This window comes from Immundisolibacter sp. (assembly GCF_041601295.1).
In the GTDB taxonomy this organism is placed as follows: Bacteria; Pseudomonadota; Gammaproteobacteria; order Immundisolibacterales; family Immundisolibacteraceae; genus Immundisolibacter.
Genome location: NZ_JBFIII010000016.1, coordinates 1 through 24,947 on the forward strand (window position 1 = coordinate 1; position 24,947 = coordinate 24,947).

Sequence of the window (24,947 nt, forward strand, 5' to 3'; positions counted from 1 at the left end):
CGTGTGGCCCGTAGTTCGCCGCCCCGGCCCGCGCCTTGGCCAGGGCCAACCGACATACATGATCGCTGGCAAGTTCGGCAGCCAGCGGCCGCTCGTCCACCGCCACTGCCGCCACTTCAAACTCAATATCCAACTGCGCCAACAACTCACGTCGGCGTGGCGAGGTCGAGGCAAGTATCAATCGCATGGGTATGAGCCGAATTCAGTGTCGGTTAGCGGCGCCGAAGTTTAACGGTACCAAGCTGGCGTTCCGCCGGCCATCGCGAGGAAGGGGCTGGTCCTTGCCACAGTCAAGAACCCACCGCGAAAACGTTGCCCCAGAGTTGGTCGTTTGGACGCCAGCCGTCCGAACGGTCGTAAACTTGGCGGCAACGACGATCCCACTCAGGTACGAGGACAGCCATGAACGCGCACACGCAACGCGTCGACTACAGCACACTCATCCGCGAAGACGCTCCGGAAGGTTTCCTGGTCCACAGCCGCCTGTACCTGGATGAGGCCATTTTCGAGGACGAGATCGAACGCATTTATCACCGGGGCTGGGTGTACGTCGGTCACGAAAGCGAACTGCCCAAGGTCGGTGACTACCGGCTGCGTCTGATCGGTCGACAGCCGGTAATCATGGTGCGCGGCGAGGACCAGCGCATACGCTTGCTGCTGAACCGCTGCACCCACCGCGGCAACACCATTTGCCAGCGCGAGCGTGGCAACACCAAGTTTTTTCGGTGTGCCTACCACGGCTGGGTGTTCGACAACACCGGAGCCCTGCGCGAGGCGACGCACGTGTCCGGCTGGGGCGATCGCCCGCCTGGTGAGGCTCAGCACCTGTTCGAGGTGCCGCGCATGGGCGTACACCGGGGCTTCATCTTTGCCAGCCTGGTCAGCGATGGCGTCAGCTTCGAGGACTACCTGGGCAACGCCGCGGCATACCTGTCGCGCTATTGCGATCTGGCGCCGGGCGGCGAAATTGACCTGTCGGCGGGCCGCCATGGCATTACCGTAGACGCCAACTGGAAGATGCAACTTGAAAACCTGACCGACGCCTATCATGCCGAGTACGTCCACGCCTCTGCGCTGGCGCAGTTCGCCAGCCTGTCGGCGACCGACAAGAAAGCCGCCTTCACCGACCGTGGCGATCTTGAAAACCCCCTCGCCATGCAGCGCGACCTGGGCGGTGGCCACTCGGTGCTGGACAGCTTCACCTCCAACCGGGCGCAGGGCGACAAGCTGCGCTTTACCGGATCGACCGGCACCCTGCTGCCGGAGGTGATCGAAGGCGTGGCGCAGCGCATTGGCTCGCACGAGAAGGCACAGTGGCTGGCCCGCGGTGGCCCCTGCCACATCATGGTGTTTCCGAACCTGATGCTGCTGTGGGACGCGGTGCGCGTGATTCAGCCAGTCGCCCACAGCGTCACCCACATCTACTACCACCCAGCTCTGCTCAAGGGCGCTTCCGAGGCCGTGAACATCGCCCGTATCCGCGCCCAGGAAGGCGGTTTCGGGCCGGCCGGCTTTCTGGCCCCGGACGACATGGAAATGTTCGAGCGCAGCCAGGCTGGCATGGCCGTGCGGCCGGACACCTGGCTGGAACTGAACCGCGGCCGACACATCGAGCGCATCGAAGACGACGATTTCGGCCAGCCGGTGCGCACCTGCCAGAATCTCGACGAAGTCGCTCAACGTGGCATCTGGCGCCACTACAAAACCGTCATGACGGCTGAATAAGGAGTCCCTCAGTGAGCCTACGTGACGAGATAGAACAGTTCATCTACCGCGAAGCCCGCCTGATGGACCAGCACCGCTTCGAGGACTGGGAAGCGCTGTGGACCGACGACGGCGTGTACTGGGTGCCCTGCGCTCACGATGGCGAGCCAGACACCGACGTCGCCATCATCTATGCCGACCGGGCGGCGATCACGCGCCGCCTGTTACGCATGAAAAGTAACGCCATGTTCATTCAGGACCCGCGTTCGGTGGTGGCACGCCTGGTCGGCAACGTCGAGATCGACCCCACTGGCGACGACGCGGCGCTTGTGTATTCCAGCTTCAATATCACCGAGTTTCGGCGCCGCGGTCACAAGACCTGGCTGCGCACCTGGGCCGGGCGCAGCGAGCATCAGCTGCGCCGCCAGGACGGCTCCTGGAAGATGGCATTCAAAAAAGTCCTGCTGGTCAACAGCGACGGCGAGCTTCCCGCGCTCGGATTTCTGGTCTGAGCGTCAACGCTGCGGATGGGTCGCGCCGATCGGCCACAACGAAACTGCCCGGCGCCGCTTTCGCACTCGCGCGACCGCACCCGGCCGATGCTCGGCGCTCCGGTAGAATCGGCCACCTGCCTGCTGCCTGAACCCGCCCATCGCCCATGCAATTCAGCCTGCCCCCGCTTGTGCTTGCCGCCGCCTACCTTGCCCTTGGCGCGGGCTACGGCTGGATACTGCGTCGTCAGGAGCCCTGGTCCCGCCGGTCGCTGCGGGCCCTGACCGTGCTGCTGGCCGCTGCGCACCTGTGGCTGCTCGCCGACGTAGTGCCCCAGGGCGCATCGCTGCTGCTCGGATTTGGTAACGCCGTGTCGCTGCTGGCAGCATTGGTAATGTTGCTGTTCGGCGGCCTGTCCAGCGTGCGCGCGGTGGATAACCTCGGCGTCGTACTGGCGCCGCTGGCGGCCCTGTCGGTGCTGCTGATGATGCTGCCCAGCCATGCAGCGCCATTGCCAATCGTCGATGCCCTGCCGCTGGCGCTGCACATACTGCTGTCGGTACTTGCCTATGGCCTGCTCGCCCTGGCGGCGCTTCAGGCTCTGTTCATGGCCTATCAGGACAGTCGCCTACGTCAGCACACGCCCGGTGGCTTACTGCGCGCCTTGCCGCCGCTGGGCGACATGGAACAGTTGCTGTTTCAGATACTGGCCCTGGGATTCGCGGCCCTGACGTTGGCGCTGCTGTCCGGGATGCTTTTCCTGGGCGACATTTTCGCGCCGCATCTCATTGAAAAAACGGCGCTGTCGATCTGCGCCTGGCTGGTCATCGGCACCTTGCTGATCGGCCGACGTCGGGCTGGCTGGCGCGGCCAGACCGCGGTGCGCTGGACCCTGGCAGGTTTTGCTCTGTTGATGCTGGCCTATCTTGGCAGCAAGTTCGCGCTTGAGTTTCTGCTGCAACAGACTCGTTAAACGCAGCCAGATTCAGTCTGTCCGGTCGGCCTTGTTTACGTTATTGGCCAGAACCTGCTGCAAATATGCCCGTAGCCCAGCCGTAGCCTGCGCGCGGTGACTCAGACGCGCCTTGTCCGCGGGGTCCAGTTCGGCCGCCGTGCACGCGAAGTCAGGCACCCAGAACACCGGATCGTAGCCAAAGCCGTTGCTGCCGGCCTCAGCGGGCGCAATCCGCCCTTGCCAGGTGCCGGTGAATATCTGCGGCCAGGGATCATTGGCGTGGCGCAAATACACCAGCACGCAGCAAAACCGCGCCGTGCGCTGATCTGCCGGCCGCCCCGCGAGAGCCTCAAGCAACTTGTGCCGGTTGGCGGCGTCGTTCGCTGCGGGTCCCGCGTAGCGGGCGGAATGTACGCCGGGCGCGCCGCCGAGCGCATCCACCTCCAGGCCGGAATCGTCCGCGAGCGCGGGCAGCTGACTGGCAGCGGCGGCAAAACGCGCTTTCAGAATGGCGTTTTCAACGAAGCTTGGCGCGGTCTCGTCGGCGACCTCGGCGGTAAAGTCGCCGAGCGCCTGCAAGCTGAGCGGCAGGTTGCCCAGCAAACCGCGCAGTTCCGCCAGCTTGCCGCGGTTCCCGCTGGCCAGTACCAGGCGCATCAACCGGCCAGCGCCGCCCGCTGCAGCGCGATCAACTCGGCCACGCCCTGCTGGCCCAGGGCAATCATTTGTGTCAGCTCATCGGGGCGAAACGCGTGCCCTTCGGCCGTGCCTTGAATCTCCACAAACGCACCGGCGTCGTTGATGACCAGGTTCATGTCGGTCTCGGCGCTCGAATCCTCGGCATAGTCGAGATCCAGTACTACCTTTGCGCCAACAATGCCCACCGACACCGCCGCGATGGCGCCATGGATGGGGTCCCGTGTAATCACCTTGCGTTTGCGCAGATTGGCCAGTGCATCGCTCAGCGCCACATACGCGCCGGTGATAGCCGCCGTGCGCGTACCGCCGTCGGCCTGAATGACATCGCAATCCAGCGTAATGGTGCGCTCGCCAAGAGCCGACAAATCCACTACCGCCCGCAGCGAGCGACCGATCAAACGCTGAATCTCCTGGGTACGCCCACCCTGACCGCCGGTTGCCGCCTCGCGCTTCATGCGCGTGTGTGTCGCGCGCGGCAGCATGCCGTACTCGGCAGTCACCCAGCCGCTGCCACTGCCGCGTTTGAAGCCGGGCACGCGCTCGTCTACGCTGGCGTTGCAGATCACTCGCGTGTCACCAAAGCTCACCAGCACCGAACCCTCGGCGTATTTGCTGAACTGACGGGTAATGGTGACCGGACGCATCTGGTCCGGTCGTCGGCCGCTGGGGCGCATGGCGTGTCCTTGAAAAGTAAAGCGACAAAAGGAAGGAGAACTCGACACATGACCGCCGGCAACGCCGCAGGTGACGGCAAAAGCGGTCAGGGGGCGCCGATTATAGCCCGGCACACCCAGAGCCCTGGGCTACACTGCCCTCCCGCACCCCGTGCCGACTACCGGACCCAGCCATGATTTCCAGCATGACCGCCTTTGCCCGCAGCACGCGCAGCGGTGCGCTCGGCGAATTCACCTGGGAACTGCGCAGCGTCAACCACCGCTACCTGGAACTGTCGCTACGCCTGCCAGACGCCCTTCGCAGCCTGGAGCCGCGGGTGCGTGAACTGGCCGCCCGTGAGGTCCACCGCGGCAAGCTGGACCTTGGCCTGCGCTATGTTGCGGCAAGCGAAGTACAGGCGCTGAACGTGAACGAAACTGCCCTGGCTGCGCTGCTGGCGGCCGCCAATCAGGTCAGGAGCCATCTGGGCGCTCACGCAGCCTCGCTTAATCCGCTCGACCTGCTGCGCTGGCCGGGCGTGGTGCAGTCGACCGACACCGGCAACCAGGAAGCGCTGGAAACCGAGGCCCTGCATGCACTGACAACCGCCTTTGGTGAACTCAAGGCGGCCCGCCGACGGGAAGGTGAGCGCCTGGCCGAACTGATCGAAGAACGCGCGGCTGGCGTGTTGACCCTGGCTGAAACCATCGGCACCCGTATGCCGGCCATCCGCGACGCCTGGCGCGACAAACTGCGCGAACGCATCGCCGCGCTCGGCGTGCCGTTGGAACCCGCACGCCTGGAACAGGAACTGGTCCTGGCCGCGCAAAAAGGGGATATCGCCGAGGAACTCGACCGCCTCGCCATCCACGTCAAGGAAATCCGCGCCAGCCTGACCCAGGGCGGCGCCGTCGGCCGGCGCCTGGATTTCCTGATGCAGGAACTTGGCCGTGAAGCCAACACCGTCGGATCAAAAGCCATGGACATGGACGTCACCCAGGCCGCCATCGGCTTGAAAGTGCTCATCGAACAAATGCGCGAACAGGTGCAGAACATCGAGTAGGTCGGATATCCGGCCACCGCGACTTCAAGGCCGCTCCATCGTCGCCGATGCTCCGAAGACCTCGTGCCAATCTTGCCGTTCGGTCAACATAGCGGGGACACAGAAGCGGAGTTCGCGCCTTCGCAGGACCGGAGCTGCTCTTCATGCACCTCCTGCGCTCTGTCATGATTGCGCCGATAGCGGTTTATTGGATCATTAGGTAGAGCCCACATGAAGAAAGCACTTGTCACCGGCATTACCGGACAGGACGGGGCCTACCTAGCCGAGTTCTTGCTGGACAAGGGCTATGAGGTGCATGGCATAAAGCGCCCGACCTCGCTTTTTAATACCGATCGAATCGACCACCTGTACCAGGATCCCCACGACAAGGGCCGCCGTTTTATCTTGCACTATGGAGATCTGACCGATTCCACCAGCCTGATCAGGGTCATACAACAGATACAACCGGATGAAATCTATAACCTCGCTGCCCAGTCGCATGTGGCGGTGAGCTTCGAGGAGCCGGAATACACCGCCAACGCGAATGGTCTGGGCACGCTGCGCGTCCTGGAGGCCATCCGTATTCTGGGTCTGGACAAGACAACCCGTTTCTACCAGGCCTCAACCTCCGAGCTGTACGGCCTGGTGCAAGAAATGCCGCAGCGTGAGACTACGCCGTTCTATCCGCGTAGTCCCTACGCCGTAGCCAAGCTGTACGCCTACTGGATCACGGTGAACTACCGCGAAGCCTATGGCATGTATGCTTGTAACGGCATCCTGTTCAATCACGAGTCACCCGTTCGGGGCGAGACCTTCGTCACTCGCAAGATCACCCGCGCCCTGGCCCGCCTGGCGTTGGGCTTGCAGGAGTGTCTGTACCTGGGAAACCTGTCGGCCCTGCGTGACTGGGGCCACGCTCGCGACTATGTCGAGATGCAGTGGTTGATGCTGCAACAGGCGCAGCCTGAAGATTTCGTCATCGCTACCGGCGTGCAGTACAGCGTGCGTCAGTTCGTGGAATTGGCCGCGGCTGAACTGGGCATTGCCCTACGCTGGGAAGGCCAGGGTATAGACGAAGTAGGCTACGCACAGCAGATCACCACCGGCCCGCTCAGCGATGGGAATACAGTCCGAATCAAGCCGGGTCAGGCCATCGTGCGTGTCGATCCGCGCTACTTTCGTCCGACGGAAGTCGACACCCTGCTCGGCGACGCCAGCAAGGCCCGCCAAAAACTCGGCTGGTCACCGGCAACCACATTGCCTGAGCTGGTCAAGGAAATGGTGGAAGCTGACTACTCGGCCGCCAAGCGCGATGCCCTGGTCAAGCTGGCCGGATTCAAGTCCTATGACCATAAGGAGTAACCCGGCGCGATTAGCGTGGAACGTCGGTCGCCGTGATTGCCCTCTCACCGGCCCCAAAAGTCTTGGCGACCCTTTCCATAGCCCTCGCGCTCATCGTTGACTCGCAAACCAGCGCCGAGGCATGAATCTCCAATCAAAAATCTATATCGCCGGCCATTGTGGCCTCGTTGGCTCGGCCCTGCTGCGTGCGCTCGGCACCTACGGCTTTTCGCATCTGGTCACCCGCAGCCACGCGGAGCTCGACCTCACTGACCAGACCGCTACGGAAGCGTTCTTTGCCCAGGAAAAACCCGACTACGTTTTCCTTGCTGCCGCCAGGGTCGGCGGCATCCTCGCCAACAATACCTACCCTGCGGATTTCATCCGGGACAACCTCGCGATCCAGACCAACGTTTTGCATAGCGCGTGGCGGCACCGCGTACGCCGGTTACTGTTCCTGGGCTCAAGCTGCATTTACCCCAAGCTCGCCCCGCAGCCCCTGAAAGAGGAATACCTGCTCACCGGCCCGCTGGAGCCGACCAACCGGCCCTATGCACTGGCCAAGATCGCGGGCATAGAAATGTGCTGGAGCTACAACCGTCAGCACGGCACCCGCTACCTGGCGGCGATGCCAGCCAATGTGTACGGGCCGGGAGACAACTACCACCCGCAGGACAGTCATGTCATCCCGGCACTGCTGCGTCGCTTTCATGATGCTACGCAGCGCGGCGATACCAGTGTCACCGTGTGGGGAACCGGGACCCCGCGACGCGAATTCCTCTATAGCGATGATGTGGCCGATGCCTGCCTCTACCTGATGCGGCTGGCAGACGCAGATTTCGACCGCCTGCTGTGGCCAGCCGGCGACGCGGATGATTCATCCGCGCTAAATCTGGCACCCCTCATCAACATCGGCGTGGGACAGGATCTAACCATCCGCGAGCTGGTGGAGCTGGTGGGCCAGACCGTCGGTTACACTGGCGAAGTTCAGTACGACACCAGCAAGCCGGACGGCACGCCGCGCAAGCTACTGGACGTATCGCGTCTCAATGCCTTGGGGTGGGCCCCTCGCACCAACCTTCCCACGGGGCTGGCGACTGCATACCGGGATCTGCTGGCTGATTGACGCCGTCGGACCGAAGAAGTTGCGACAGCTAAATTCGCGTCGGCACGGTCTGACGTCATCGCGGAGTTTCACTGTGCTTACAAGGCTCCACCACGCCCCACCGGGTACAGCGATAAGGGCAGTTGCAACACAGGCCTCGCCGTATCTGCGAACTCTAACCGGTCTCTACTCGGTGTAGGAGCCCGCCTTTGCCGGATGAATGACCCACGCCTCGGCCCGTTTCCACCCGGACCCGTGCGTTTCAACCACATCTATCACGGCGCATAATCCAACCGTCGCGACCACCGCCCACGCCGATATCCGATGACCAACATTCCAGCCGCCCCCTACGCCACACGCTGCTGCGGGTAGACACCCTCCGCACGCCGGTGCCCACATCTTCGGCTCCGAGGCAGGTATGTCGCTGTTCGGCTCGCGCACTGACACCCAACCGCCGGCGGCGACATCGACCTATACGATCCGCAGACCTCACTCGACCAGGTCGGGTGGCTGTATAGAGGCCTTCGGCGCCAAGTTCGGACCTATGAACACCCTGGTCGACAAACCGCCCCCGGGATTGCTGCGCGCCAGCGCCGAACGATCGAAAGCGCCAACCGCTGGCCTAGGATGCGTCTCACCTGCACCGCCATACGTCGAGCGGCCCGATGCCATGTTCAAGCGTGTCCGTGGCGTCGTCGATACCCTGTGCACCGTACAGAACGCCATCCGCTTCTACGCCCAATCGCGATACAACATTCCACAAAGCTGCTGAAACACCCTCGCCTTGACCGTAACCACCGCCACACTGACAAAACTGCTCGCCTGGCGACCTGGCGGATATCTGCGCGCCAGCGGTACGTTGTTCGGTTGGCTGGCGTTACGCACCACCGCTCAGACGGCGCTGTTCATTCTCGTGGCGCAGTCTATGGGGGTAGATGGTTATGGGGCGCTAATTGCAATCATGGCGCTAGCCGGCATTTTTTCTTTTGCGGGCATGGGCGCCTCGGCGGTGCTGGTGCGAGACGGCGCACGCCAGCCCGAACGACTGCCGGAACTGACCGGCGATCTGCTGCGTATGTGGCTGGTCACCACGCCGGTTTTTTCCGTGCTGGCCCTGGCGACAACCCTGTTACTGCTCAGCGGCACGCTCCCCGCCTCGGCAATGGCCGCCATCGTGGTGGCCGAGGTTGCCTGTGCAACGGCCGTGGATGCCATCGGCCGCGTTTATCAGAGCCAGGGCCGGGTCGGCCGGATGGGATTGATTTCGAGCGGCCTGATTCTCGCCCGACTGGCGACTTTCGTCGCCCTGATGCCACTGCTCGACTGGACCCCGGCAAGCTGGGCCTGGGGCTACCTCGCCAGCAGCGCGCTGTATCTGGGAGTCCTTATCCTGATCCAAAGTCGCGGCCCTCAGCGACCACACTTTTCCGCCAACCCACTTCGCAGCATTGCCCGTGCCGGCCTTCCGTTCGCGTTTGCATACGCAGCGCAAAAGGTTCAAGCGGAAATCAACAAACCCATGCTGGCCCGGATCAGTAATACCGCCAGCGCAGGCGCCCTGAGCGCCGCACAACGGTTTACCGATCTTCTGCTCCTCCCGGTTCTTGCGATGCTGGAAACACTGGCGCCGCGCGCCTACCGCGCGCCACGGCCGATCGCTACCACCTTCACACTTGGCCTGATCCCACTCGCAACGGCAATAGCAGGGGGCACCGCCCTCGCCATGAGTGCCCAATGGATACCGTGGATACTGGGTCCAAGTTTCGATGCCGCCGTGCCTGCCGTTCTGCTGCTCGCAGCACTTCCGACAGTACAAGTTTTCCGCTGGTTGCTCGGAACCGCAATGACGGCTTTGAACCTTCATGGCCATTTTTTTTTAGTACATGGTATCGGGGCAGTTACCAGCGTGGCCCTAATTGCAGCATTAGCACCTACCTTTGGCATCACCGGTACCATTGGCGCTGCCTACGGGACTGAAGCGATACTAATCCTCATCCAAGGGTGGATACTACTGCGCAGCAAACGCTCGGCCCAAGCGGGCTCATCGCGATGAAGGCCAGACCTAGCTAATCTTAGTCCCACCCTCGCAAATGCTGTTCAAAGCGATCCCACTTTCTAAGAACCGAGCTCCGAACGTTGCAGCCGCGTCATTTCACCCGAACCCTACATTGCGGAAACATAATTAGCTGAGGGCGGTAACTTACTACTGTAGAAAGCAGATGAGACCCATAATTCACCATCACCTGCTCCTCACACGCACCTGGGCTCATTCCCACCGATTACTCGAGTACGCATAAGTGAATGCACCCATCACACTCTCTATCTGCATCGCCACACGCAATCGTGGAGCCTTTATCGCTGAAACCCTGCAAAGTGTCGCCGCCCAACTTACCGATGCCGTGGAAATCGTGATCGTAGACGGGGCCTCCTCAGACAACACAGAAAATATCGTGTTAGAACTTCAAGGTACCATCCCGAATCTACGTTACCAGAAACAACCCGTAAACGGAGGTGTTGACCGTGACTACGACTTTGCAGTAGGACTCGCCACAGGTGAGTATTGTTGGCTAATGTCAGACGACGACCTTCTCATGCCTGGAGCCATCACCGAAGTCCTGAGTGCCATTGAAAACCACTTCAGTTTGATCATAGTAAATTCCGAGGTCCGAACGTTCGATTTTTCAGAATTACTTGACCCAAGCAGATTACGCTTCGCAAACAATCGCATCTACGAACCGTCAGAGTTCGAAACTCTCTTCACGGAAACTTCTGCCTACCTGACGTATATAGGGGCCGTCGTGATTCGACGCAACATATGGCTAGCCCGCCTGCGAGAATCTTTCTTTGGATCTTACTTCATTCACATCGGGGTGATCTTTCAAGCGCCACTCCCCAGTGACTCAATTGTCCTGCACGAGCCCTTAATCTCAATCCGGTTCGGAAACGCCGTTTGGCGACCTAAGGAATTCGAGATTCGCATGATTCGATGGACAGACCTGATATGGTCGCTCTCCGGGATATCCTCTGCCACGAAAAGCAAATGTTATCGAAAACAACCTTGGAGGAGCATAAAAAGTCTCTTTTTCTATAGGGCGAAAGGTACATACGGCATTATGGATTACTCCAGATGGCTAAGGCCGCGCCTCACGTCACGGTGGGACAGATGCAAAATCTTAAGCATAGCGATTTTTCCTGGCGCTCTCGCGAATCTCTTCGGCCTAATATATTGCAGGCGAAATTATCGTGATTCCAATATCCACCTACTTGACATGAGATCAAGCCGTTTTTATTTCAAAAACTGGTTTAGATCTTAATCAATCTTCTAACGATCTTCTAACGATATCGCGGTAACATTCAGACAGATTAAGGAAAAGGGGATTATAGCTTGCTTAAAACACTGAAACCCGGTGAGATTAAGGCAATTAACGAATGCCGAATAAGTGGCAGTCAACATTTGATTTCCGTACTCAATCTGGGTACACAATGCCTAACAGGCGTTTTTCCGCGCAGCCCTGACCGCACCGTCACTAGCGGCCCCCTGGAGCTCGTTTGGTGCCCCGACAGCGGATTACTACAACTCAAACATTCCTATAGCCTTCTAGAAATGTATGGCGAGAACTATGGCTACCGCTCTGGATTGAACGCTTCGATGGTTGCTCACTTGAAAGGCAAGGTGAGAGGACTTGAGCGCAAACATCCACTTAGGGCGGGCGACTGGGTACTGGATATCGGGAGTAATGATGGGACATTACTAAACGCCTACTCGACGCCGAACATTCGCCGTGTCGGAATGGATCCAACTGCCGGTAAATTTCAGACGTTCTACGACTCCGGAATTGAAATCGGAACAGAGTTCTTTTCGGCTAATGGTTTTCTTCGACTATCCGGGGGCCGAAAGGCAAACGTCGTTACTTCGGTGGCGATGTTCTATGATCTGGAAGACCCAAACGCTTTTATTCAAGATATAAAAACAATATTGGCCCCGTCTGGCATTTGGCACTTTGAGCAAAGCTACATGCCTTCAATGTTGCGGACCAACGCTTACGATACCGTGTGCCACGAGCATTTAGAGTACTATTCACTCCAGGTAATAAAAAACCTTCTAGACAGAAATGGGATGCGCATCGTTAACGTTCAAATGAACGGTGTAAATGGGGGTAGCATCGCGGTTTCGGCCTGCCACGATAAATCCGAAATTCCCAGTGTGGATCCCATAATTGACTGGATCTTACAACAAGAAGAACGTTTGGAACTTAACTCAACCAAGCCCTATCGTCAATTTGAAGATCGAGTTTTCAGGCATAGGGTCGACCTCCAACGACTCGTTCAAACGCTCGTCACCGATGGCAAGCGTGTACTCGGATATGGTGCTTCTACCAAGGGCAATGTTTTATTGCAATTTTGCCAGTTTGGTCCGCAGCACATTCCCGCGATCGCGGAAGTCAACGCAGAGAAGTTTGGAGCATACACTCCTGGAACTCTCATTCCAATTATTTCCGAAACCGAGGCGCGTGCTATGTGCCCTGACTATTTTTTGGTTCTGCCGTGGCACTTTAAGTCGGCGATCATTCAAAGGGAGGCCGACTATCTCGCCTCGGGGGGGAAACTAATCTTCCCGCTTCCTGAAATAGAAATAGTAGGTGATTGATGAGGTGCGCTCTTATCGTTGGCCATACAGGACAAGATGGTCGTTTTTTGTGGGATCAACTTGTCCAGAGCGGCGTGTCGGTTATCGGAATTTCTCGACGCGGATCAAGCGTACACAATGTAAAGTGGGACAAAAATACTGACATTTCTGACCTAGCCTCTGTTACGAGGTTGATGCGATATCTTAAGCCAGAGTCGATTTTTTTTCTCGCGGCTCACCATCACAGCTCACAAGAAAATGTCGAGAATGAGGGGGATATTGTGACCACTAGCCTTACAGTACACGTGAACGCCTTCAATCATTTCCTCCTTTGCGCGAGGTTGTTTTGCCCTCAATCACGGATTTTTTACGCATCATCCTCACGGGTTTTTGGGGAGAGTGCCATTAGTCCTCAAAATGAAAACACAGAATTGAAACCAAACTGTATTTATGGGATTACGAAAATGATGGGAATGTTATTAGCAGATTATTATCGACGTGTTTATCGAATGTATGTGTCATGTGGAATTCTTTACAATCACGAGTCGCCACTGCGTGGCGAGAAGTTTTTGTCACGACGCGCAATTGATGGACTGGTAGCGATTAAATATGGCCACGCTACGTCGCTGGAGGTAGGTGATCTTGACGCTCGCGTAGACTGGGGTTATGCGCCGGATTACACGCGCGCGATGCAATTGGTACTCGAGGCGGATAGTCCCGGCGATTTTGTAATAGCCACTGGGAAGACGCATAGTGTCAGAGAGCTAATTATGATTGCCGCGAGCCATTTGGGTATACAGTGGGAGAAATATGTTACTGAACAATCGAGCATTCTGCATCGTAACGCTCAAGAATTATGCGGTGACTCGTCTCGTCTTCGTGAAGTGACGGGGTGGACACCTAGTATGGACTTTTCAACCATGATTAAGCTTCTTGTAAATGCGTCTGAGAAAAAATTTCAGGGAAATCGGTGAAGTGTTATAGAACTTTTTCTAGTTTTTTATTTTTTGACGTATCGAAATTTATAGGGAGGGAGGCATTCCTTGGTTACGCAGCAGGAAGCCCAAATGGCCGTTAAAAAGGCTCCAGCTCACCCGTCAGCACATTAAACATTGGCAGGCCTCGAATCAGAGATTGCCGTTCCTCGAAGGATAAATAGGTCATTCGTCCACGACGATCTCGGCTATCTCTGAAGTTCGATTTCACAAATGCAATATCGACCGCTACGGACCGTACTTCTTCGGTTAGTTCACTCACGTGAACATAGTACGCGTTATTACCTGCGCTGTTAGTACCGATCAGCGCATACCCTTTTTTTTGGCCTAGCCACGTTATTGCGGCTAGCGAAGCGCCCGCGTACTGCCCGGAATAATGGGCTGTGTGTCTTTGGAAATTTTCTACATAGGGCACCGTTATAGCGCGTTCCGAACCGAATAGTGCATTGTACTCCACAATTACAATACTTGGAGTGATGCATTGTATGGCATCCCACAGCCAGAAGTCGTTCCCATCCACATCGATATGGAGTAAACCAAGTTTCTCTTCGTCGGCCCATTCTTCGATTATCTTATTGATGTTATCACGCGTAAGGAAATGGGAAGTGGCGGTTAGATCATGGCGCCAGAACCATTTCTGACCTCCTAAACGGGCTATTTTTTCCGGAGATCCATCCATTACTAACCCACGCCAGTTATTATTTAGCGTCAGGAATCGCGTGGTAGATTCGGAGTAGTCTTCAACGCCGAATTCAATAAATGTTTTGGGCAATTCAGGCATACGTGCTAATAGCCACTGTATAATTCCGTCATCACCCCATTGAGAGAACACTCGAAACTCAACTTCGTGAAGTGATGATATGTTGCGTTTTGTGGAAATTTGATGTGCGAACATTGCGCCTAGTAGCGTCAGAGTCCGCTCATGCGCATCAACCCCTTGCATCCAATTGCGAAATTTACGATAAAGGCTCACAAGGCGTTCGCGCATTAATTTAGGTATCCCTTTCGAGCTTGAGTGCGTTTTGATATCGCAGAAAAATAGCGTTAAATCGGTGGCGTCGATTCTAGGCTTGGCGCATCCACTGTCGGGAGGTCTGCGGTAACGGGGAAGCCGTTATCTTGGATGCTAGTGTGCCCTGCAGACGGCGTGAATGCCAAGAGGGTGTCTCCATTATTTGGTCCGGCTGACGAAGGCCGGTTTTTAGGTGGTGGGAGGCGGACTGGGATAACGATGATGTTTTTGCTACTTTCCAAACGCCGCCCCCAGAACCGCGACCTGTTGGAGCGGCCATTCGGCCGCTTCCACCATCTGCCGGCGGAACTGGCCCGACATGGGCACCGGGTGACGGTGCTGCTGGCCAGTTATCTGAAGGAGCCGGACGCGTGCGTGGAGCGCGAAGGCGTGACGGTGCGGTCCATCAGCGTACGCGGCGCTGGGGCGCTGCGTTACTTGGCGCTGGCGCAGCAGCTGGTGCGGTCGGAGCGGCCGGACTGGATCGGCGGCCTTTCAGATACCTGGTATGCCGTGCTTGCGGCGCACCTCGCCCGGCGGACGGGCGCGCAGCTGTGGGTGGATGCGTACGACAACTACGCCAGTTACATCCCCTGGGCGTGGCCGGTGCACGCGGCCTGGCAGCGGGCGGCGGCGCGGGCTGACCTGCTGACCGTGGCCGGGCCGACGCTGGCAGCTTTGCTCGGTGCAAAGCGCGATCCGGCGACGACGCTGGTGCTGCCGATGGCGGCCGATCCGGTGGGTTTTGTCCCCGGCGATACCGCTTCAGCACGCGGGCAGCTTGGCCTGCCGGCGCACGGGGCGCTGATCGGCTACACGGGCGGCATTCACCCCAGCCGGGACATGGGCACGCTGTTCGACGCGATGACCCGCGTACAGGCGCAGCGGCCGGACGCGCGGCTGGTTCTGACGGGCCGGCGCTTTGCGGGTGTGGATGTGCCAGCGGATGCGCTGTGGCTGGGTTATCTGCCGGACGCAGACATGCCGGCGCTGTACCAGGCGCTGGACATCGTGGCGGTGATGAACACGCCTGGCGCGTTCGGCGATTACAGCTATCCCATCAAGCTGTACGAGGCGATGGCCTGCGGCCGGCCGGTGGTGGCCAGCCGCACGGCCAGCACGGCCTGGGTGCTGCGGGATTTTCCGGACCGGCTGGTTCCAGCAGGTGATGCAGGGGCCTTGGCCGAGGGACTGCTGGCGGCCCTGGAACTAGGCGCGGTCAGTTATGGGCCACAGCCCGACTGGGGCTCGTCAGGAGCAGAACTGGAGGCGGCAATGATGCGGATTGGCATGGTGCGCGAGGAATAAAGTGATTGCTCAGTCGCGCTGCGCGCGGCCCCGAACTGGTCGAACAAAAACAGGCTGTGGCCCACTCGCCTCCTCCCCCGCTTCACATCACCCAGCCTTGGCCACTTCCACCCGCAAGGTGTCGCCCTGTGTCCGTACTGTTAGCACCCGATGTCCGTCCTGGGCCAGGCTGTCGCGGACTTGCTCGGCCGATTCACCAGCCGCGAACAGAAAGGCCACCCGCTCGCCTGGCGCCATTCGAGACAAGGTTTGGCGCGCCTTGACGTAGTGCAGCGGACAGCCGTAGCTGGATAGGTCGACCTGCGGCAGCGTGATCAGCGAGTCGACGCTCATGACGCGACCGGCTTGTTCACGACGCTGGCACTCATATCGAGTCGAACAGTTCGAAACGCTTGCCGGCGGTCATGCCGCCGTCCACCACCAGCGCCGCACCGGTGATGAAGGACGCATCGTCGGAGGCCAGGAACACCGCCGGTTTGGCAATCTCGTGGGGCTCGGCCATGCGCTCCATGGCGCATACCTCGGTCATCATCTTCTGATGTTCCGGGAAGCGCGCCATGTAGCCGCGGATGCGCGGCGTCCAGGTGCCGCCGGGGCAGATGGCGTTGACGCGGATGTTGTGGCGGGCAAAGTCCATGGCCATGTTTTTGGACAGGTTGATAACTGCGGCCTTTGCCGCCGAATAGGCAGCGCAGCGATTCTCGGCCAGGATCCCGGCCGTGGAAGCGATATTGATGATGACCCCACCGCCGCGCTTCTTGATCTCGGGGATCGCCACGTGCGAACAGCGATAGACAGAGGTCAGGTTGGTGTCGACGATGAAGTGCCACTCCTCATCGTTGGCCTCTTCGACGTTTTTCATCATGTTGTTGCCGGCGACGTTGAACAGCACGTCAAGGCCCCCGAAACGTTTGACGGTGGCTGGCACCATGCCGGCCACGGCTTCGAGGTTGTTGACGTCCATTTCCAGGGCCAGCGCCTGGCCGCCGGCCGCAGCGACTTCGGCGGCAGCCTTCTCGGCGGCGTGCAGATCCATGTCACAAATGGTGACGCTGCCACCGTCCCTGACCCATTCGTCGACGATGGCGCGGCCGATTCCCGCGCCGCCGCCGGTCACGATAGCCACCTTGCCGGCAAAACGCTGTGTCATGTCGTCGTCTCCTCGTGATGCATCGGCGCCGGCCCCCGAACGGCCATAGCGGCGAGCGAATTTATCGTTTTGTGGCCGCCCGCTCGGTCAGTATGGCCACGGCCGGCAGGGTTTTGCCCTCCAGCACTTGCAGGAAGGCGCCACCGCCGGTTGAAATGTACGACACCCGGTCGGCAATCCCGAATTTGGCGATGGCGGCCAGGGTTTCGCCGCCGCCGCAGATGGAAAATGCCGTCGATTCGGCGACTGCCTGCGCCAGCAGCCGCGTCCCCTGGGCAAATGCCGGGTATTCAAAAACCCCCAGCGGACCGTTCCATACCACCGTGCCAGCGCTGCGCACGATGTTTCCCAGCTCACGCGCGAACTCGGGATCGAAATCAAGAATCATTTCGTCGTCGTCCACGTCATCCACGTCCTTGACCGCGACTGGCACGGTGTCGCCGATTTCAGTCGCGACCACCACGCGCGTTGGCAGGGGAATCGGGCGCCCCAGCGCCGTCGCCTGCTTCAGCAGATCGCGCGCCGTGTCGACCAGCGCAGGCTCGTACAGGGAACGACCGACGCTGTGGCCCGCCGCCACCAGAAACGTATTGGCAATGCCGCCGCCGACGATCAGGCGGTCGACCATAGTCAGCAGGTGGGACAGCACGGCGAGCTTGCTCGACACCTTGGCGCCGCCGACGATGGCCACCAATGGCCGTTTGGGGGCCGCAAGGGCCTTCTCGAGGGCGTCGAGCTCCGCCACCAGCAAGGGTCCGGCACAGGCCACCTTGGCAAAACGCGCCACGCCATGAGTGGACGCCTCGGCGCGATGTGCGGTGCCAAAAGCGTCCATCACGTAGACGTCGCACAAGGCCGCCATGCGCCTAGACAGGACCTCGTCGTGTTTTTTCTCGCCAACGTTGAAGCGCACGTTCTCGCACAGGACCAGGTCTCCCGGGGCGATGACTGTGCCGTCCAACCAGTCGCGTTCGCAGCGCACCGGCCGACCGAGCAACTCGCCAAGCCGTACCGCCACAGGCACCAGGCTGGCACTGGCATCGAATGCCCCTTCCTTGGGCCGGCCCAGGTGCGAGAGCACCCGTACCGCCGCGCCGGCCTCCAGCGCCGCCCGAGCACTCGGCACAAACGCGCGGATACGCGTGTCGTCAAGGATCGCGCCATCCTGCACAGGCACGTTCAGGTCGGCGCGAATCATCACCTGCTTGCCGACCAGATTCAGGTCGACCATGCGCAGTACGGATAATGGCTCGCCCATCTAGCGCGTGCTCAACCGACCTTGGCCAGCGCCAACGCGGTATCCAGCATGCGGTTGGAGAAGCCCCACTCGTTGTCGTACCAGGAGCAGACCTTGACCAGCGTGCCGTCGATGACCTTGGTCAGGGTGGCGTCGTAGGTCGACGAGGCCGGGTTGTGGTTGAAATCCACGGACACCAGCGGTTCCTCGGTGTAGGCGAGGATGCCCTTGAGTCTGCCGTTTGCCGCCTCAAGCACCGCGGCGTTGATCTCGTCCACGCTGGTCGCGCGCCCGGCCGTAAAGGTGAGGTCGACAATCGACACGTTGATGGTCGGCACGCGAATGGCGAAGCCATCCAGTTTTCCTTTCAGTTCCGGCAGCACCAGGCCCACAGCCGCCGCCGCGCCGGTCTTGGTGGGGATCATGGACTGCGTGGCCGAACGGGCGCGACGCACATCCTCGTGATAGACGTCGGTCAACACCTGGTCGTTGGTGTAGGCATGTACCGTGGTCATCAGCCCTTGCAGGATGCCAACCTTCTGGTGCAGCACCTGAGCCAGCGGCGCCAGACAATTGGTGGTGCAGGAGGCATTTGACACGACCGTGTCGCCGGCTTTGAGCACGTTGTGATTCACGCCGTAGACAACGGTGGCGTCCACACCCCCGGCCGGGGCCGAAATCACCACCTTGCGGGCACCGGCGCGCAAATGCGCCGAGGCTTTTTCCTTGCTGGCAAAAAAGCCGGTGCACTCAAGTACGACGTCAACCCCGAGCTCGGCCCACGGCAGCTTGGCCGGATCCCGCTCGGCGGTAACGCGAATGCGGTCGCCATTGACGATCAGCGCGTCGTCCGTCACTTCCACGGTGCCGGGGAATTTGCCATGGGCGGTGTCGTAGCGCGTCAGATGGCCCAGAATCCTGGCGTCGCCAAGATCATTCACAGCCACCACCTGTATCTCGCCGGTACGATTGCTCTCGTAGAGCGCGCGCAGCACGTTGCGTCCGATGCGGCCATACCCGTTGATTGCTACCTTGATCGCCATTGCCCTTCTCCTTGCAAAAATCGTTGGACTGCTTGACTAATTGGCCGCTACGCGGCCGGCGCGCGACACGTCCCCGATGAGTCCGCGAGCCGCGGCAACCAGTGCCTCGCTAGTGAAACCAAAATGCGCGAACAGCTCGCCGGCTGGGGCCGATTCGCCGAAGCGATCCAGGCCGATCACCTGCCCGCGATCCCCCACGTAGCGCCACCACAAATCGGATACCCCCGCCTCCACGGCCACGCGCGCCGTCACCGCCGGTGGTAGTACGGCATCGCGGTATGCCGCGTCCTGCGCCGCGAAGCGCTCCAGGCAGGGCATGGACACCACCCGCGCGCCGATACCCTCGCTCGCCAGACGCTCGCGCGCCGCCATGGCCAGCGCCACTTCCGATCCGGTGGCGACGAAAATGACGTCGACTTCGCCATCGGCATCCGCCAGCACGTAGCCACCACGGCTAATCGCTGCCAACTGCCCGGCTTCGCGCGTCTGGTGCGGTAGTTTCTGGCGCGACAGGGCCAGCGCAGTCGGCCCATCCGCGGTCAGCGCCTGCACCCAGGCGGCAGCCGTCTCGGCGGCGTCGCACGGACGCCAGACGCTCAGGCCCGGAATAAGCCGCAAGCTGGACACGTGCTCTACGGGCTGGTGCGTAGGGCCGTCCTCGCCCAGACCGATCGAGTCGTGGGTAAGCACATACGCCACCCGCAGGCCCATCAGCGCTGCCATGCGCAGACCATTTCGGGCGTAATCCGAGAACACCAAAAAGGTACCGCCGTACGGCAGCAAGCCGCCATGCAGGGCGATGCCGTTCATGATCGCGGTCATGCCGAACTCACGCACACCGTAATGCAGGTGCTGGCCCGCGGGCTGTGCGGCGTCGAGCGTCTGCGCAGCGGACCAATGGGTGAGGTTCGACTCCGTAAGATCGGCGGAGCCGCCGAGCAGCTCCGGCAACAACGGCCCGAAGGCTTCGAGCGCCAGTTGCGAGGCCTGACGGCTGGCGACGTCTTTCGCGTCGGCCTGGAAGCGGCTAACGATGGCCTGCGCCTGAGCGTCGAAATCGGCTGGCAACGTGCCCGCCACACGGCGCTGAAACTCGGCTGCCAGAGCCGGGTGTTCGGCCGCATAACGGTCAAAACGGGCCTGCCAGTCAGTTTGCAATGCTGCCCCGCGCGGACGGGCGTCCCAGGCGGCGTACACATCGGTCGGAATTTCGAACGGACCATACTGCCAGCCCAGCGCGGCCCGGGCGGCGGTGATCTCCTCGGCGCCCAGCGGCGAGCCGTGGCTGGACGCCTTGCCCTGCTTACGCGGTGCGCCAAAACCAATAACCGTACGGCAGCAGATCAGGCTGGGCCTGGCTGTGTCAGCCCGTGCCTGAGCCAAGGCTGCCGCTACGGAAGTAGCGTCATGGCCATCCACGTTACGAATGACCTGCCAGCCATAGGCTTCGAAACGCGTCGGCGTGTCATCGCCAAACCAGCCGGCGACCTGGCCATCAATGGAAATGCCGTTGTCGTCGTACAGCGCGATCAGTTTGCCCAAACCGAGCGTGCCGGCAAGCGAGCAGGCCTCGTGCGACACCCCTTCCATCAGGCAACCGTCACCGACGAACACGTAGCTGTGGTGATCGACGATAGTCTGGCCGGGGCGATTGAACTCGGCCGCCAGGCGCCGCTCGGCGATCGCCATGCCGACCGCATTGGCCAGGCCCTGGCCCAACGGGCCGGTGGTGGTTTCGACGCCCGGCGTCAGGCGGTATTCCGGGTGACCGGGAGTCTTGGAGTGCAGCTGGCGAAAGCGCCTGATCTCGTCCAGTGACAGCTCATATCCGCTCAGGTGCAGCAGCGCATACAGAAGCATCGAGCCGTGACCGTTCGACACCACAAAGCGGTCTCGGTCCGGCCAGGCCGGATCAGCCGGGTTGTGCCGAAGAAAGTCGTTCCACAGCACCTCGGCAATATCGGCCATGCCCATGGGCATGCCCGGATGACCGGACTTGGCGGCTTCTACCGCGTCCATGGCCAGCGCCCGGACAGCGTTGGCGAGTTGCCGGCGCGGCAAAGCCATGCGGTTCTCCAGATCAAATGAGACCAAAACAGCCGGGGCTGGCGTGAATTCCCGACAGCGCCCCGGGTCGGGGGCGGCAAGGATAGCACGCACCCAGGAGCGGCCTGGGGCGCTCCAATGCGAGCTATGGCAAGGCTTTCACCAGGGCTGGCACGGCCTCGAACAGGTCGGCCACCAGACCGATGTCGGCCACTTCGAAGATCGGCGCATCGGCGTCCTTGTTGACGGCGACAATGGTGCCGGCGTCCTTGATCCCGGCCAGGTGCTGAATCGCACCCGAGATACCGACAGCGATGTACAAGTCCGGCGCCACCACCTTGCCGGTCTGGCCGACCTGCATGTCGTTGGGCACGAAGCCGGCGTCCACCGCCGCGCGCGAAGCACCGGCCGCCGCACCCAGCTTGTCTGCCAACTCGAAAATCAGGCTGAAATTCTCGCTGCTGCCCACCCCGCGGCCACCCGACACCACCTTGTTGGCCGATTGCAGGTCCGGCCGGTCCTTGGAGCCGGCGCGCAGTTCGACAAAGCGGGTATGAGTCGGCAACTCGGCGCTGCTGCTGACGGCCTCCACCGGCGCCGACGCCTGCTCGCCGACCGCCTTGTAAGAGGCCACGCGCACCGTGCCGACCACCGGCGCGCCGTCCGGCACGCTCACGGCGAGGATAGCGTTGCCGGCGTAGATCGGCCGCTCGAAGCTGCGCGGGCCGAGCACCTTCATGATGTCGGACACGGCCGGCGCGCCCAGCAACGCCGCCACACGCGGAATGACATCCTTGCCAAAGGTGGTGGACGGCCCGAGCACGTAGCCGTAATCCGCCGCCAAGCCTGCCACCTGCGGCGCCAGGATGGCCGCCAGCGGCGCGGCATTCTGGGCCCCGGCATTTTTGAGCACCCGACTCACTCCACCGAGTACTGCGGCCTGCGCGCAAATGGCCTCCAGCGCGGCGCCATCGGCACCGGACACCAGGACGTCGACCGCATCGGCGGCGAGTTCCGCGCAACAGGCCAGCACTTTGGCGGTCCCGGCGTTCAGTTTGGCGCCGTCGTGTTCGGCAATCAGCAATACCTTGGCCATCAGATCAGTCCCCGCCCCTGCAATTCCGTTACCAGTTCTTCAACCGATTTGACCTTGATACCGGCGCCGCGTGCCGGCGGCGGGCGCACCGTACCCAGTTCCAGGCGCGGTACGCCGGTGCCGAGCAGTTCGGCGACGGGCTTGACGTCCATCGGCTTTTTTTTGGCCTTCATCATTTCCGGCAGCTTCACGTAGCGCGGCTCGTTCAGGCGCAGGTCGGTGGTGAATACCGCCGGCAGGTCCACATCGATGACCTCCAGACCGGCGTCCACCTCACGCGTGACCCGCGCGGTCGTGCCGTCGATCTCAATGGCCGACGCGTAGGTCGCCTGTGGCCGGCCCCACAGGGCGGCCGTCATCTGGCCGGTCTGGCCGGAATCGTCATCGATGGCCTGTTTTCCGAGCAGCACGATGTCGGCCTGCTCCTGCTGCGCCAGGGCGCAGAACACCTGCGCGGCTTCAAGTGGCTGCAATGCGGTGGCCGATTCCACATGAATGGCGCGGTCCATGCCCATGGCCAGGGCCGTGCGCAGCTGTTCCTGCACCGCCAGCGGGCCGATGTTGACGGCGACCAGTTCGGTGGCGTGGCCGCGCTCGCGCAGACGGATGGCCTCCTCGACAGCGATTTCGTCGAACGGGTTCATGCTCATCTTGACGCCGTCGGTGAGCACACCGCTACCGTCGGGTTTGACGCGGATACGGACGTTGTAGTCCACCACGCGTTTGACGCCCACCAGGACTTTCATGCTTTCTCCTCGGGAAACGATCGCTGAAGCGATCTTACAGATTGACGTAATTGGGGCCGGCACCGCCTTCCGGCGTCACCCAGGTGATGATCTGGTACGGATCCTTGATGTCGCAGGTCTTGCAGTGCACGCAGTTGGCGGCGTTGATCTGCAAACGCCGGGCGCCTTCTTCCTCGACCATTTCGTAGACATTGGCCGGACAGAAGCGCGTGCAGGGGTTGCCGTACTCTTCGCGGCAGCGGGTGACACAGATGTGAGTGTCGGCCACGTGCAGGTGCACCGGCTGGTCCTCGTCGTGCTCGGTGGCGGCAAAGTACACCGACGCCAGCCGGTCGCGCGGCTCGAGCGTGCGCTCCACGTAGTCCGGCTGCGGCGCGCCAGCCGACAGCAGACGCAGCGCGCTGTGGTCGGCGCGATTGCGCAGCGTCCACGGCGTATGGCCTAGAGTCACGGTTTCGAGCGCTGCGTTGGCCAGACCCACCCACAAGCCAGCGTGAAAACCGGGCCGGATGTTGCGCACACGTTTGAGTTCCGCACCCGATGGCGAGGCTCGCCAGCGCGCGTCGAAGCTGCCCCCGGCGTCCGACATCAGATGCTCCGCGGCGAGCATGCCGCTGCGCAGCGCCATGTGTGTGCCCTTGATCTTGGGTACGTTGAGCATGCCGGCGGCGTCGCCGACCATTAGCGCGCCCGGCATTTCCAGACGCGGCAGCGACTGCAGGCCGCCCTCCACCAGCGCGCGGGCACCGCTGGAAATGATGCTGCCACCCTCGAACAACGGTTTGACCGCCGGATGGTGTTTGAACTGCTGAAACGCTTCAAAGGGCGCGAAATTCGGATCGCTGTAATCCAGCCCGACCACGAAGCCTACCGCCACCCGATCTTCGGTCAGGTGATAGATGAAACTTCCGCCGTAAGTACCTGAATCAAGAGGCCAGCCTATGGTGTGCTGTACCAGACCCGGATCGCCGCGACCAGCCGGCAGCTGCCACAGTTCCTTCATGCCGATGCCGTAGGTCTGCGGATCGACGCCGCTATCGAGTCCGAAATGCCTGATCAGCTGCTTGGCCAGGCTGCCGCGGCAACCCTCGGCCAGGACCGTGGTCCTGGCGTGGATGTCGATACCCGCCGTGTAGCTGTCCTTGGGCTGGCCCTGTTTGTCCAGACCCATGTCACCGATGCGAACACCGATCACGCGCTGGCCGCCTTCATCGAATAGCGGCTCAGCAGCCGCGAAGCCAGGAAAGACCTCCACCCCCAAGGCTTCGGCCTGCGGCGCCAGCCACGCACACAAGGCTCCCAGCGAGACTACGAAATTGCCGTGGTTGCGCATTTGCGGCGGGGTCACCGGCGAGCGCAGGCGGCGGGTTTTGGTCAGGTACGCAAACTCGTCACGACGCACCGGCACGCATATTGGCGGCGGATTGTCGCGCCAGCCGGGCAGCAGCTCGTCCAGCGGCTGCGGCTCAATGACCGCGCCCGACAGCACCTGCGCACCGATCTGGGAGGCCTTGTCGATCAGACAGACACTGGTGTCCGGGCTGAGCTGCTTGATACGAATGGCGCAGGCCAGGCCCGACGGCCCCGCCCCCACCACCAGCACGTCGAATTCGATGATGTCGCGCTCGCTCATTGGCGCCGGTTTCCCCTGGTCATTCGGTTGTTGGTCTCTGCTGGATGGTGCATCAGGACCGG

The 24,947-nt window shown here is 61.1% G+C and carries 24 protein-coding genes; 12 read left to right on the forward strand and 12 right to left on the reverse strand.

Annotated elements, in window-relative coordinates; translation table 11 throughout:
• On the reverse strand, positions 1-187 hold a 187-nt coding region (locus ABZF37_RS03485; protein WP_372716802.1), incomplete at its 3' end, for a Maf family protein.
• A 215-nt stretch (positions 188-402) separates the two neighbouring features.
• On the opposite strand from ABZF37_RS03485, the gene ABZF37_RS03490 reads away from it, so the two are divergent.
• From ABZF37_RS03490 to ABZF37_RS03500, 3 genes are all read left to right on the forward strand, one after another.
• Positions 403-1,725: an aromatic ring-hydroxylating dioxygenase subunit alpha gene (locus ABZF37_RS03490; protein ID WP_372716804.1), complete on the forward strand. Its 1,323-nt coding sequence runs from the start codon at positions 403-405 to the stop codon at positions 1,723-1,725.
• Positions 1,726-1,736: 11 nt separating this feature from the next.
• Positions 1,737-2,216 (forward strand): aromatic-ring-hydroxylating dioxygenase subunit beta, encoded by a 480-nt coding sequence (locus ABZF37_RS03495; protein WP_372716806.1) that lies wholly within the window; start codon positions 1,737-1,739, stop codon positions 2,214-2,216.
• A 146-nt stretch (positions 2,217-2,362) separates the two neighbouring features.
• A complete protein-coding gene (locus ABZF37_RS03500) occupies positions 2,363-3,169 on the forward strand; it encodes an inner membrane protein YpjD (RefSeq protein WP_372716808.1) in 807 nt (268 codons plus the stop codon).
• A 12-nt stretch (positions 3,170-3,181) separates the two neighbouring features.
• Here the strand turns inward: ABZF37_RS03500 and rdgB are convergent, their stop codons facing one another.
• Positions 3,182-3,808 (reverse strand): RdgB/HAM1 family non-canonical purine NTP pyrophosphatase, encoded by a 627-nt coding sequence (rdgB, locus tag ABZF37_RS03505; RefSeq protein ID WP_372716810.1) that lies wholly within the window; start codon positions 3,806-3,808, stop codon positions 3,182-3,184.
• The gene (gene rph / locus ABZF37_RS03510; protein WP_372716812.1) at positions 3,808-4,524 is read right to left on the reverse strand and encodes a ribonuclease PH; all 717 of its coding nucleotides are present in this window, start codon (positions 4,522-4,524) and stop codon (positions 3,808-3,810) included. Before rph ends, rdgB begins: the two co-directional genes overlap by 1 nt.
• 173 nt (positions 4,525-4,697) lie before the next feature.
• Here rph and ABZF37_RS03515 point away from each other — a divergent pair, with 173 nt between their 5' ends.
• The 8 genes from ABZF37_RS03515 to ABZF37_RS03550 all read left to right on the forward strand — a co-directional run bounded on the left by ABZF37_RS03515 (position 4,698) and on the right by ABZF37_RS03550 (position 13,593).
• The gene (locus ABZF37_RS03515; protein WP_372716814.1) at positions 4,698-5,567 is read left to right on the forward strand and encodes a YicC/YloC family endoribonuclease; all 870 of its coding nucleotides are present in this window, start codon (positions 4,698-4,700) and stop codon (positions 5,565-5,567) included.
• Between the two features lie 210 nt (positions 5,568-5,777).
• Positions 5,778-6,908: a GDP-mannose 4,6-dehydratase gene (gene gmd, locus ABZF37_RS03520; RefSeq protein WP_372716816.1), complete on the forward strand. Its 1,131-nt coding sequence runs from the start codon at positions 5,778-5,780 to the stop codon at positions 6,906-6,908.
• Positions 6,909-7,029: 121 nt separating this feature from the next.
• Positions 7,030-8,013: a GDP-L-fucose synthase family protein gene (locus tag ABZF37_RS03525; RefSeq protein ID WP_372716818.1), complete on the forward strand. Its 984-nt coding sequence runs from the start codon at positions 7,030-7,032 to the stop codon at positions 8,011-8,013.
• 397 nt (positions 8,014-8,410) lie between these two features.
• A complete protein-coding gene (locus ABZF37_RS03530) occupies positions 8,411-8,764 on the forward strand; it encodes a hypothetical protein (RefSeq protein ID WP_372716820.1) in 354 nt (117 codons plus the stop codon).
• An 87-nt stretch (positions 8,765-8,851) separates the two neighbouring features.
• Entirely contained in the window at positions 8,852-10,045 is a 1,194-nt protein-coding gene (locus ABZF37_RS03535) for a hypothetical protein (RefSeq protein WP_372716822.1), read from the forward strand.
• A gap of 244 nt (positions 10,046-10,289) precedes the next feature.
• Positions 10,290-11,306 carry a glycosyltransferase family 2 protein gene (locus tag ABZF37_RS03540; protein WP_372716824.1) on the forward strand — a complete coding sequence of 339 codons (1,017 nt, stop codon included), beginning with the start codon at positions 10,290-10,292 and terminating at the stop codon, positions 11,304-11,306.
• A gap of 71 nt (positions 11,307-11,377) precedes the next feature.
• The gene (locus tag ABZF37_RS03545; protein WP_372716826.1) at positions 11,378-12,640 is read left to right on the forward strand and encodes a class I SAM-dependent methyltransferase; all 1,263 of its coding nucleotides are present in this window, start codon (positions 11,378-11,380) and stop codon (positions 12,638-12,640) included.
• Positions 12,640-13,593 (forward strand): GDP-mannose 4,6-dehydratase, encoded by a 954-nt coding sequence (locus ABZF37_RS03550; RefSeq protein ID WP_372716829.1) that lies wholly within the window; start codon positions 12,640-12,642, stop codon positions 13,591-13,593. The genes ABZF37_RS03545 and ABZF37_RS03550 overlap by 1 nt, the downstream gene beginning before the upstream one ends.
• A gap of 100 nt (positions 13,594-13,693) precedes the next feature.
• On the opposite strand, the gene ABZF37_RS03555 is transcribed toward ABZF37_RS03550, so the two are convergent.
• Positions 13,694-14,602, reverse strand: coding sequence for a hypothetical protein (locus ABZF37_RS03555; RefSeq protein ID WP_372716831.1), 909 nt, complete (start codon positions 14,600-14,602; stop codon positions 13,694-13,696).
• A 246-nt stretch (positions 14,603-14,848) separates the two neighbouring features.
• Between ABZF37_RS03555 and ABZF37_RS03560 the strand changes: the two genes are divergently transcribed.
• Positions 14,849-15,934 (forward strand): glycosyltransferase family 4 protein, encoded by a 1,086-nt coding sequence (locus ABZF37_RS03560; protein ID WP_372716833.1) that lies wholly within the window; start codon positions 14,849-14,851, stop codon positions 15,932-15,934.
• Positions 15,935-16,021: 87 nt separating this feature from the next.
• On the opposite strand, the gene ABZF37_RS03565 is transcribed toward ABZF37_RS03560, so the two are convergent.
• From ABZF37_RS03565 to ABZF37_RS03600, 8 genes are all read right to left on the reverse strand, one after another.
• Positions 16,022-16,267 (reverse strand): sulfurtransferase TusA family protein, encoded by a 246-nt coding sequence (locus ABZF37_RS03565; RefSeq protein WP_372716835.1) that lies wholly within the window; start codon positions 16,265-16,267, stop codon positions 16,022-16,024.
• Positions 16,268-16,298: 31 nt separating this feature from the next.
• Positions 16,299-17,084, reverse strand: a complete 786-nt coding sequence (locus tag ABZF37_RS03570) for an SDR family NAD(P)-dependent oxidoreductase (RefSeq protein ID WP_372716837.1) — start codon at positions 17,082-17,084, stop codon at positions 16,299-16,301.
• Between the two features lie 61 nt (positions 17,085-17,145).
• Entirely contained in the window at positions 17,146-18,342 is a 1,197-nt protein-coding gene (locus tag ABZF37_RS03575; protein ID WP_372716839.1) for a phosphoglycerate kinase, read from the reverse strand.
• Positions 18,343-18,353: 11 nt separating this feature from the next.
• Positions 18,354-19,364 (reverse strand): type I glyceraldehyde-3-phosphate dehydrogenase, encoded by a 1,011-nt coding sequence (gene gap / locus ABZF37_RS03580; protein WP_372716841.1) that lies wholly within the window; start codon positions 19,362-19,364, stop codon positions 18,354-18,356.
• A gap of 36 nt (positions 19,365-19,400) precedes the next feature.
• Positions 19,401-21,431, reverse strand: a complete 2,031-nt coding sequence (tkt, locus tag ABZF37_RS03585; protein WP_372716843.1) for a transketolase — start codon at positions 21,429-21,431, stop codon at positions 19,401-19,403.
• Positions 21,432-21,555: 124 nt separating this feature from the next.
• A complete protein-coding gene (locus tag ABZF37_RS03590; protein ID WP_372716845.1) occupies positions 21,556-22,506 on the reverse strand; it encodes an electron transfer flavoprotein subunit alpha/FixB family protein in 951 nt (316 codons plus the stop codon).
• Positions 22,506-23,252 carry an EtfB protein gene (locus ABZF37_RS03595; protein ID WP_372716847.1) on the reverse strand — a complete coding sequence of 249 codons (747 nt, stop codon included), beginning with the start codon at positions 23,250-23,252 and terminating at the stop codon, positions 22,506-22,508. The genes ABZF37_RS03590 and ABZF37_RS03595 overlap by 1 nt, the downstream gene beginning before the upstream one ends.
• 34 nt (positions 23,253-23,286) lie before the next feature.
• A complete protein-coding gene (locus tag ABZF37_RS03600; protein ID WP_372716849.1) occupies positions 23,287-24,885 on the reverse strand; it encodes a 4Fe-4S dicluster domain-containing protein in 1,599 nt (532 codons plus the stop codon).
• Positions 24,886-24,947 lie beyond the last annotated feature (62 nt).

What these genes read in the sequence shown, in the direction of transcription:
- ABZF37_RS03565 (WP_372716835.1), bottom strand. Translation starts at nt 16,267, where the DNA reads ATGAGCGTCGACTCGCTGATCACGCTGCCGCAGGTCGACCTATCCAGC.
- ABZF37_RS03530 (WP_372716820.1), top strand. Translation starts at nt 8,411, where the DNA reads ATGTCGCTGTTCGGCTCGCGCACTGACACCCAACCGCCGGCGGCGACA.
- ABZF37_RS03550 (WP_372716829.1), top strand. Translation starts at nt 12,640, where the DNA reads ATGAGGTGCGCTCTTATCGTTGGCCATACAGGACAAGATGGTCGTTTT.
- ABZF37_RS03560 (WP_372716833.1), top strand. Translation starts at nt 14,849, where the DNA reads ATGTTTTTGCTACTTTCCAAACGCCGCCCCCAGAACCGCGACCTGTTG.
- ABZF37_RS03515 (WP_372716814.1), top strand. Translation starts at nt 4,698, where the DNA reads ATGATTTCCAGCATGACCGCCTTTGCCCGCAGCACGCGCAGCGGTGCG.
- rph (WP_372716812.1), bottom strand. Translation starts at nt 4,524, where the DNA reads ATGCGCCCCAGCGGCCGACGACCGGACCAGATGCGTCCGGTCACCATT.
- ABZF37_RS03500 (WP_372716808.1), top strand. Translation starts at nt 2,363, where the DNA reads ATGCAATTCAGCCTGCCCCCGCTTGTGCTTGCCGCCGCCTACCTTGCC.
- ABZF37_RS03595 (WP_372716847.1), bottom strand. Translation starts at nt 23,252, where the DNA reads ATGAAAGTCCTGGTGGGCGTCAAACGCGTGGTGGACTACAACGTCCGT.
- ABZF37_RS03570 (WP_372716837.1), bottom strand. Translation starts at nt 17,084, where the DNA reads ATGACACAGCGTTTTGCCGGCAAGGTGGCTATCGTGACCGGCGGCGGC.
- rdgB (WP_372716810.1), bottom strand. Translation starts at nt 3,808, where the DNA reads ATGCGCCTGGTACTGGCCAGCGGGAACCGCGGCAAGCTGGCGGAACTG.
- ABZF37_RS03575 (WP_372716839.1), bottom strand. Translation starts at nt 18,342, where the DNA reads ATGGGCGAGCCATTATCCGTACTGCGCATGGTCGACCTGAATCTGGTC.
- ABZF37_RS03590 (WP_372716845.1), bottom strand. Translation starts at nt 22,506, where the DNA reads ATGGCCAAGGTATTGCTGATTGCCGAACACGACGGCGCCAAACTGAAC.
- gap (WP_372716841.1), bottom strand. Translation starts at nt 19,364, where the DNA reads ATGGCGATCAAGGTAGCAATCAACGGGTATGGCCGCATCGGACGCAAC.
- tkt (WP_372716843.1), bottom strand. Translation starts at nt 21,431, where the DNA reads ATGGCTTTGCCGCGCCGGCAACTCGCCAACGCTGTCCGGGCGCTGGCC.
- ABZF37_RS03525 (WP_372716818.1), top strand. Translation starts at nt 7,030, where the DNA reads ATGAATCTCCAATCAAAAATCTATATCGCCGGCCATTGTGGCCTCGTT.
- ABZF37_RS03490 (WP_372716804.1), top strand. Translation starts at nt 403, where the DNA reads ATGAACGCGCACACGCAACGCGTCGACTACAGCACACTCATCCGCGAA.
- ABZF37_RS03600 (WP_372716849.1), bottom strand. Translation starts at nt 24,885, where the DNA reads ATGAGCGAGCGCGACATCATCGAATTCGACGTGCTGGTGGTGGGGGCG.
- gmd (WP_372716816.1), top strand. Translation starts at nt 5,778, where the DNA reads ATGAAGAAAGCACTTGTCACCGGCATTACCGGACAGGACGGGGCCTAC.
- ABZF37_RS03555 (WP_372716831.1), bottom strand. Translation starts at nt 14,602, where the DNA reads ATGCGCGAACGCCTTGTGAGCCTTTATCGTAAATTTCGCAATTGGATG.